The organism is Actinomycetota bacterium, assembly GCA_030776725.1.
In the GTDB taxonomy this organism is placed as follows: Bacteria; Actinomycetota; Nitriliruptoria; order Nitriliruptorales; family JAHWKO01; genus JAHWKW01.
Genome location: JALYHG010000096.1, coordinates 1 through 7,625, shown reverse-complemented (window position 1 = coordinate 7,625; position 7,625 = coordinate 1). Strand labels below are relative to the sequence as shown.

General features: G+C 69.4%; 10 protein-coding genes. 3 read left to right on the top strand and 7 right to left on the bottom strand.

The window, feature by feature from the left end; genetic code table 11:
• The 4 genes from M3N57_04470 to M3N57_04455 all read right to left on the bottom strand — a co-directional run.
• Nucleotides 1-204, bottom strand: a 204-nt coding sequence (locus M3N57_04470) for a PhoH family protein (protein MDP9021952.1), incomplete at its 3' end; no start/stop codon positions are given.
• A gap of 66 nt (nucleotides 205-270) precedes the next feature.
• Entirely contained in the window at nucleotides 271-1,377 is a 1,107-nt protein-coding gene (locus M3N57_04465; GenBank protein MDP9021951.1) for a J domain-containing protein, read from the bottom strand.
• Entirely contained in the window at nucleotides 1,370-2,446 is a 1,077-nt protein-coding gene (gene hrcA, locus M3N57_04460; GenBank protein MDP9021950.1) for a heat-inducible transcriptional repressor HrcA, read from the bottom strand. Before hrcA ends, M3N57_04465 begins: the two co-directional genes overlap by 8 nt.
• 17 nt (nucleotides 2,447-2,463) lie before the next feature.
• Nucleotides 2,464-2,763 (bottom strand): hypothetical protein, encoded by a 300-nt coding sequence (locus tag M3N57_04455; GenBank protein MDP9021949.1) that lies wholly within the window; start codon nucleotides 2,761-2,763, stop codon nucleotides 2,464-2,466.
• A 7-nt stretch (nucleotides 2,764-2,770) separates the two neighbouring features.
• Here M3N57_04455 and M3N57_04450 point away from each other — a divergent pair, with 7 nt between their 5' ends.
• Both M3N57_04450 and M3N57_04445 read left to right on the top strand, forming a co-directional pair.
• On the top strand, nucleotides 2,771-3,127 hold the full coding sequence (locus tag M3N57_04450; GenBank protein ID MDP9021948.1) for a phage holin family protein: 357 nt from the start codon (nucleotides 2,771-2,773) through the stop codon (nucleotides 3,125-3,127).
• Nucleotides 3,124-3,357, top strand: coding sequence for a hypothetical protein (locus tag M3N57_04445; protein ID MDP9021947.1), 234 nt, complete (start codon nucleotides 3,124-3,126; stop codon nucleotides 3,355-3,357). The genes M3N57_04450 and M3N57_04445 overlap by 4 nt, the downstream gene beginning before the upstream one ends.
• 6 nt (nucleotides 3,358-3,363) lie before the next feature.
• Here M3N57_04445 and hemW read toward each other — a convergent pair whose 3' ends face one another.
• Nucleotides 3,364-4,506 carry a radical SAM family heme chaperone HemW gene (gene hemW / locus M3N57_04440; GenBank protein ID MDP9021946.1) on the bottom strand — a complete coding sequence of 381 codons (1,143 nt, stop codon included), beginning with the start codon at nucleotides 4,504-4,506 and terminating at the stop codon, nucleotides 3,364-3,366.
• Nucleotides 4,503-6,356, bottom strand: coding sequence for a translation elongation factor 4 (lepA, locus tag M3N57_04435; protein ID MDP9021945.1), 1,854 nt, complete (start codon nucleotides 6,354-6,356; stop codon nucleotides 4,503-4,505). The genes hemW and lepA overlap by 4 nt, the downstream gene beginning before the upstream one ends.
• 171 nt (nucleotides 6,357-6,527) lie before the next feature.
• Here lepA and rpsT point away from each other — a divergent pair, with 171 nt between their 5' ends.
• Complete coding sequence (gene rpsT, locus M3N57_04430; protein ID MDP9021944.1) at nucleotides 6,528-6,788, top strand: 30S ribosomal protein S20; 261 nt, start codon at nucleotides 6,528-6,530, stop codon at nucleotides 6,786-6,788.
• A gap of 50 nt (nucleotides 6,789-6,838) precedes the next feature.
• Here rpsT and M3N57_04425 read toward each other — a convergent pair.
• A partial coding sequence (locus M3N57_04425; GenBank protein ID MDP9021943.1) for a zeta toxin family protein occupies nucleotides 6,839-7,625 on the bottom strand: 787 nt, incomplete at its 5' end.

Genomic DNA, 7,625 nt, shown 5'->3' with positions numbered 1-7,625 from the left:
GTGGCCGGTGACCGAGATCTCGTTGCCGCGGACGTGAACGCTGGCGTCGAAGGCTTCCTCGACCAACCGGAGCAGCTCGTCTCGGGTCCCCAGCAGCGCGACCATCGAGCGGTCGCCGGGGACGAGGACCTTGGCGGAGGTGACCGGGGCGGTTCCGGGCGACGACGGCTGGGACGTCGGGGAAGGCTGTGGGCTGCTACTCAAGTGGCGCGCGTGCTCCTCGCGGCGACGCTGTGGTCGGGGTTAGAGCCAGTGTACCGGCGACGACGGTCAGCGGAAGGCTTCACGGAGCCGGCGGAACAGTCCGCGACCGGCCGGTGGTGCCTGCTCGCCGCGGACCTCGGCGAACTGCCGGAGTAGTTCCTCCTCCTCCGGTGACGACACCCGCGGCACCTCGACGTTCACCCGAACGTGAAGCGCTCCCGGGTCGTAGCCGCCGCGGCGGGGCAACCCCGCCCGGCGGATCGTCAGGACGTCGCCGGGCTGGGTGCCGGGCGGCATCTCCACCGTGGTGGTCTCCCCGGTCAGCGTCGGGACCTCGAGCGTGGCGCCGAGCGCGGCGTGGACCAACGGGACCGACACCTCGCAGGTGAGGTCGCGGGCATCGCGGGTGAACACCTCGTGCGGCCGGACGCGGACCTCGACCAACAGGTCGCCGGTCCGAGCGCGACGGCGTCCAGCCTCCCCCCGAGCGGACACGCGCAGCCGATCACCGTGCTCGACCCCGGGCGGCACCTCGATCGTGACGGTTCGCCGTTCGCGGTGGCGACCTTCCCCCTGGCAGTGGGGGCACGGGTCCCCGACCGTCCGGCCGGAGCCACGGCAGTCCGGGCAGGGCCGGACGGTTGCCATCTGTCCGAACGCCGAGCGCACCACCCGACGGACCTGGCCGGCGCCCCCACAGGTCCGGCAGGTGACCGGTCCGCCGTCGCCCGCCGAACCGCTGCCGTCGCAGCGCTCGCACGGCACCGCCGTGTCGATCGAGACCTCGCGCTGGGTGCCGAGGGCGACCTCCTCGAGGTCCACTTCGATGCCGACGAGGACGTCACGTCCGGGTTCGTCGGTGCGCGGACGGCTCGACGTGGTGAACCCCGTCCCGAAGAACGCATCGAACACGTCCCCGAGACCGCCGAAGCCGCCACCGAAGCCGAACGGATCGGAGGTCGCTGTCCGCGTCGCGTCGTCGCCGAACCGGTCGTAGCGGCCCCGGCGTTCAGGGTCGGACAGCACCTCGTAGGCGTGCGTGACCTGCTTGAAGGCATCCGCGTCGCCACCGGCGTCAGGATGCAGCTCGCGGGCTCGGCGACGGTAGGCGCGCTTGATCTGGTCCTGGGATGCGTCGCGCGGCACTCCCAGGAGGGCGTAGAGGTCAGCCACCAGATCCCCCGTGCTCCCCCGCGCCGCCACCGTCGGTCAGTTCCCGCAACATCGCCTGGAGATGTCCGGCGACGGCCTGCACGGCGGCGAGCACGGTCGGGTAGTCCATGCGCGTGGGCCCCAGCACCCCGAGAGATCCCGGCACCTGCCGCCCGTAGCCGGTGGCGACGATGGAGGCGGCCTTGAGCTGCTCGATCGGTTCGTTCTCCTCGCCGATGCGCACCAGCGGCCGGTCCAGCGACGCCGACTCGGTGAGCACCCGGCCGAGCGTGACCTGCTCCTCGAGGAGCTCGAACACCTTCTGCAGCTCCGACCCCTCGAACGTCCCCTCGGCAGCCAGGGCCGCCTGCCCGCCGACGAAGACCCGGTCGGGGTCGGGGCGGACCAGCTCCGTACCGATGGCGTTCGACACGTGCTCGATCAGCTCGCGCAGCTCCGGCGGGGCGGCGTCGACCAAGGAACTCACCGCGCCGGGAACGTCGGTCATCGCCAGACCCGCGCTGGTCTCGTTCAACACCGTGCGGGTCCGTTCGATCTCGAGGGCACCGATCGGGGTCGACAGCTCGATCAGCCGCTTCTCGACACGGCCGGTGTCGGCGATCAGCAGCACCAGGACCGTCTGGGGCGCGAGGCCGACCAGCTCAACCAGCTTCAGGCGGGACCGGTCGAGGGCCGGTGCCAGCACGAGTGACGCGTACCGGGTGAGGCGCGACAACACCGAGGTGGTGCGACGCAGCAGGTCCTCGAGGTCGCGGGCTTCAGACAGGAAGCCGCGGAGCGCTGCCCGCTGGGCCTCACCGATGGGGCGGAGCTCGTCGATCGCATCCACGAAGTAGCGGTACCCCTTGTCGGTCGGGACCCGGCCGGCCGAGGTGTGCGGCTGGGCGATGTACCCGGCTTCCTCCAGCGCCGCCATGTCGTTGCGCACGGTCGCGGCGGAAACGTCCAAGCCGTACGACTCGACGATCCGCTTGGACCCGACCGGCTCGGCCCTGTCGACGAACTCGCGCACGATCGCGGTGAGGATCGCCGCTTTGCGCGGCTCGAGGGACGCGGGGTCGTCGGACACGGGCGCTTGGCACCTCCTCACAGACGCGGGGTCCCACGCGGAGTCGGACGGGATGGTACCGCCGTGCCTCCGGCCCGGGTCGTGACCGTCCGTTCGTCCACGCGGGCGCAGGGTGACCTGCGTGACACTTGAGTCGCAACCCGACCGCGGGAGGCTCTACTGAGCACGTCCACCACCCCCTCCACCACCCCGTCCACCACCACCCCGTCCACCACCACGTCGTCGACCACCACGTCGTCGACCACCACGTCGTCCACCACGTCCACCACCCCGCCGCGCACGGAGCGGATCCCGCCGCCCGACGGCCGGCCGCCCACCGAGATCGTGCGCTCCCTGCTGGACGAGACCCAGCTGCTGGCCCAGAAGCACGTCGAGCTCGCACGGATCGAGATCCTCGCCGCCGTGGAGGCCCGGATCCGGGGTCTTGCGGCGTTCATCGTGGCGGGGGTCGTGGGGCTGTTCGCCCTGGGCTTCCTGGCCAGCGCCGCTGCTTTCGGGTTGGACGAGGTGATGGCACCCTGGCTGTCGCGGATCATCGTCACCGTGTTCTTCCTCATCGTGTCAGGCGGCGCGGCGCTGTACGGGCTCAAGCGCCTGCAGCAGCCGTCGATGACGCCGCAGACCACCAAGCAGACCTTGAAGGAGGACGCCGAATGGGCCAAGACCCAGCTCGGACGGTGAGGGAGATCGAGGCGATCCGCACGCGGATCGACAACCAGCTGGCAGAGCTGGCCGATGCGTTCCCTCCCCGCGACGAGCTGGTGAGGCGCGCGTTGCTCGCGGCGACCGGTGCTGCGCTCGCCGCGTTCTCGCTGTGGTTCATCGTGCACCGCGCCAAGGTCAACCGTCGCGAAACCCGGGTGAAGCGGCTCGTCAAGGATGCGATCCGGGAGTTGAACGGAGCGGCCTGACGGTCCTCAAGCCAGCCGGCGGATCAACTCGTCGAGGAGGAACCAACCGTCGGCGGTGGCCTGGAAACGACCGCACGACAGCTGCAACAGGCCGGCTCGCACAGCGTCGTTGACCGCGGCTGCGTCCAGCGGCGGGACATCGGCCGGGTGCAGGCCCTCGCGGACCCGCAGACCGAGCATCAGGCGCTCCATCGCACGCTCGTCGACGGTCAGGTTCTCGTGTCCGGCGATCGGCTCCTCGAACCATCGCTCGATCGAGCGGTGGTTCCACCACCGGCGACCGGAGCGGTGACCGTGTGCACCGACCCCCAAGCCGAGGTAGTCACCGTGCCGCCAGTACAGGAGGTTGTGACGGGATCGTCGTGACGCGTCCCGCGCCCAGCTCGACACCTCGTAGTGATCGAAGCCGGCGTCAGCCAGGATCTGGCGGCCGACGTCGAAACGGCGCCGTTGCAGGTCGGGGTCGGGTGGTCGGATGCGGCCGTGCGCGACCGCCCGGCCGAACGCGGTGTTGGCTGCGACGGTGAGGGCGTACGCCGAGACGTGGTCGACCTCGCAGGCCAGCACCGCGGCGAGGCTCGCCGCCCAGTCCGCGTCGGTCTCGCCCGGTGTTCCGTAGATGAGATCGAGGTTGACCTGGGCGATCCCGGCTGCCCGTGCCGTCGCGACGGCGGCCGGGACCCGATCGGGGTCGTGTCGCCGCTCCAGCGTGGCCAGGACGTGTGGTGCGAACGACTGCGCCCCGAGGCTGATCCTGTTGACACCAGCGTCCGCCAGCGTCCGGAACCCAGCTCGGTCGGCCGTCTCGGGGTTGGCTTCCACCGTGATCTCCGCATCGTGTGCGACGTCGAACGACGCGAGCACCGCCGCGATCACGCCGGCGAGGTCGTCGGCGGGCAGCAGCGTCGGTGTGCCCCCGCCCACGAAAACGGATGTGACTGCCGGCCAGGGGCCGCGCTGGGCCCATCTCGTGACCTCGGTCCGAAGTGCCGCGGTGTAACGGCCGATCAGGTGCGAGCGGTCGTCGTACGTGGCGAAGTCGCAGTAGCCGCAGCGGTGCGCACAGAACGGGACGTGCAGGTACAGGCCGAACCCCGCCTTGTCGCCGCACTCCAGGGGTTGCCTCAGCCACCGCTGGGAGCTGCTCACCGACCCGGGACCTCCTGGCCGCCCCCGCCGACCTTGAGTGCGGCGACGAACGCCTCCTGTGGGACCTCGACCGACCCCAGCATCTTCATGCGCCGCTTGCCGGCCTTCTGCTTCTCGAGCAGCTTGCGCTTGCGTGAGACGTCACCGCCGTAGCACTTGGCCAGGACGTCCTTGCGCTTGGCTTTGATGGTCTCGCGGGCGATGATCTTGCTGCCGATCGCGGCTTGGATCGGGACATCGAAGAGCTGGCGCGGGATGAGATCCTTCAGCTTGCTGACCATCGCCTTGCCGTAGTCGTACGCCTTGTCGCGGTGGACGATGTTGCTGAAGGCGTCGACCGGCTCGCCGTTGAGGAGGATGTCGACCTTGACGAGGTCCCCCGGTTGGTACTCGTCACGTTCGTAATCGAGTGACGCGAACCCGCGGGTCTTCGATTTCAGGTGGTCGAAGAAGTCGGTGATGATCTCCGCCAGCGGCAGCCGGTAGCGCAGCTCAACCCGCTCCTCCGACAGGTACTCCATCGCCACCATCTGCCCGCGGCGTCCTTCGCACAGCTGCATGACGGCACCGACGTACTCGGCAGGTGTGAGGATCATCGCGCGAACTGTGGGTTCCTCGATCCGTGCGATCCGGTTGGGCGGCGGGAGGTCCTGGGGGTTGGAGACCTCGATCGTCTGCTCGGGATGCTGTCCGCCGTCTTCGAGCACGACCCGGTAGCGGACGCTCGCGGCGGTGGCCACGAGCGGGATGTTGTACTCGCGCTCGAGGCGTTCCATCACGATCTCGAGGTGCAGGAGCCCCAGGAAGCCGCAGCGGAAGCCGAACCCCAGCGCCGTGGACGTCTCGGGCTCGTAGACGAACGACGAGTCGTTGAGGCGTAGGCGGTCGAGCGCCTCGCGCAGCAGCGGGAAGTCGTCGGAGTCGACCGGGTACAGACCGCTGAACACCATCGGCAGGGGGTCGCGGTAGCCGGGCAGCGGTTGCGCCGCCGCGCGGGTGCGGTCGATCAGCGTGATCGTGTCACCGATCTTGGCCTGGCTCACTTCCTTGATGGAGGCGTGCAGGTAACCGACCTCACCGGGCCCGAGCGCGTCGACCGGGGAGGGCTCCGGAGAGATCACGCCCAGTTCGTGGATCTCCGACTCGAACCCGGTGACCATCAGGCGGATGCGATCACCGCGGCGCAGCCGCCCGTCGACGACCCGGAAGTACACCACCACACCGACGTAGGGGTCGTAGATCGAGTCGAACACCAGCGCACGCGTCGGCGCGTCCGGGTCCCCGGCCGGGGCCGGCACCGCCTGCACGATGCGGTCGAGGAGCTCGGGGACGCCCTCACCGGTCTTGGCCGAGATCGCGAAGACGTCGTCGACCGAACCGCCGAGGATGGAGACGATCTCGCGGGTGATCTGCTCGGGACGCGCAGACGGGAGGTCGATCTTGTTCAGGACCGGGATGATCTCGAGGCCGGCGTCCACCGCCAGGTACAGGTTCGCGATCGTCTGGGCCTCCATCCCCTGGGCCGCGTCGACGAGGAGCACCGCCCCCTCGCAGGCGTTCAACGCCCGGCTGACCTCGTACGAGAAGTCCACGTGCCCAGGCGTGTCGATGAGGTTGAGCAGGTACTGTTCACCAGCCCCCGGCGGGCGGTAGGGGATACGCACCGCCTGCGCCTTGATCGTGATGCCCCGCTCACGCTCGATGTCCATGCGGTCGAGGTACTGGTCGCGCATCTTCCGCGGGTCGATCAACCCGGCGTGCTGCAGGATGCGGTCAGCCAACGTCGACTTGCCGTGGTCGACGTGGGCGACGATGCAGAAGTTGCGGATGCGCTCGATCGGGTACGTCACGACAGGGAAGCGACCTCATCGTCGACGAGCGCCGCGGCCTGGGCGCTCAGGGAGACATGGCCAGGGTACCGACCAGGGTCACGGTTGTGACCGGAGACGCCCGTGGTAACCTCCCCGCGCAGCCCGGGTCGGGCTGTGACCCTTGTCAGCGTGGAACGAGTCGCAGCCGCCGTGGCCAACATCCAGTCCCAGATCAAGCGCAACCGCCAGAACATCGTGCGTCGCGACCGCAACAAGGCGGTGCGCTCGATGCTGAAGACCTACACCCGGCGCTTCCGGGAGGCGGTCGAGGTCGGCGACCGTGAGCTCGCCGAGGAGGCCTACCGCATCGCCGCCAAGCACTACGACAAGGCAGCGAGCAAGGGTGTGATCCACAAGAACACTGCTGCCCACAAGAAGGCCACGCTGGCCAAGCACCTCAACGGGATGTGACGGCGGCCTGGCACCAGCAGAGCCGGCCACCACCCCGTCTCCGGGACCGTCTACGCCTGCTGATGCTGGGTGACGGTCTCGACGGCCAACCCCGTGACTTCCGCGACGGTGGCATCGAGCGCAGCCGAGCGCACCGTGGGGATGTCGTGCTCGCGCGCACGGCGGACCATCTCGTCGTGGATGCGCCGTATCTCGTCGAAGTGGGCGAGGTAGCGCTGTCGCGGTCGCTCCTCACCGTCCGCGCGATCCGTGAAGCGACTCCGGTGAGCTTCGGCGTCTTCGATCTCCAGGACGACCTGCACGGTGAACGCGTCGTCGGCGCTGGGTAGCTCCAGCGTCCCGGGGACGAGGTGGACGCCCTCGAGGACCATGTCCTGCTTCTCAACGACGGCGCGCTGAAGCACCTGACGCACGCCGACGGCCACGACCGACGCCTGATGCAAGAACCCGATGATCAGCCGGTCGATGGAGCCGTGTGCGAACACGGCGGGGACAGCATCTGCGGCCTCGAACGACGAGCCGTGCAAGCTCGGCGCCAGTTGTGGGGTCATCGTGCTGCGCATCACCTCCCGGATGGCATCGGTGGAGATGACCCGGGTGATGTCCAGGTGGTAGGCGACGTGTGTGGCGACCGTCGACTTCCCGGCACCGGTCGCGCCGCCGATCAGGACGATCAGCGGCTGATCGCGCTCGGGAGCATCGTGCCACCGGACGTAGCGGTCGGCGTTCTCATCGCCGACGTGCCTACGGAGCATCCTCGCAGTGACGTCACGTAACTCGCTGATGCTCACCGCCGTCGGCTCCGAGTCGTCCATCGCGACGACGACCGAGCGATCA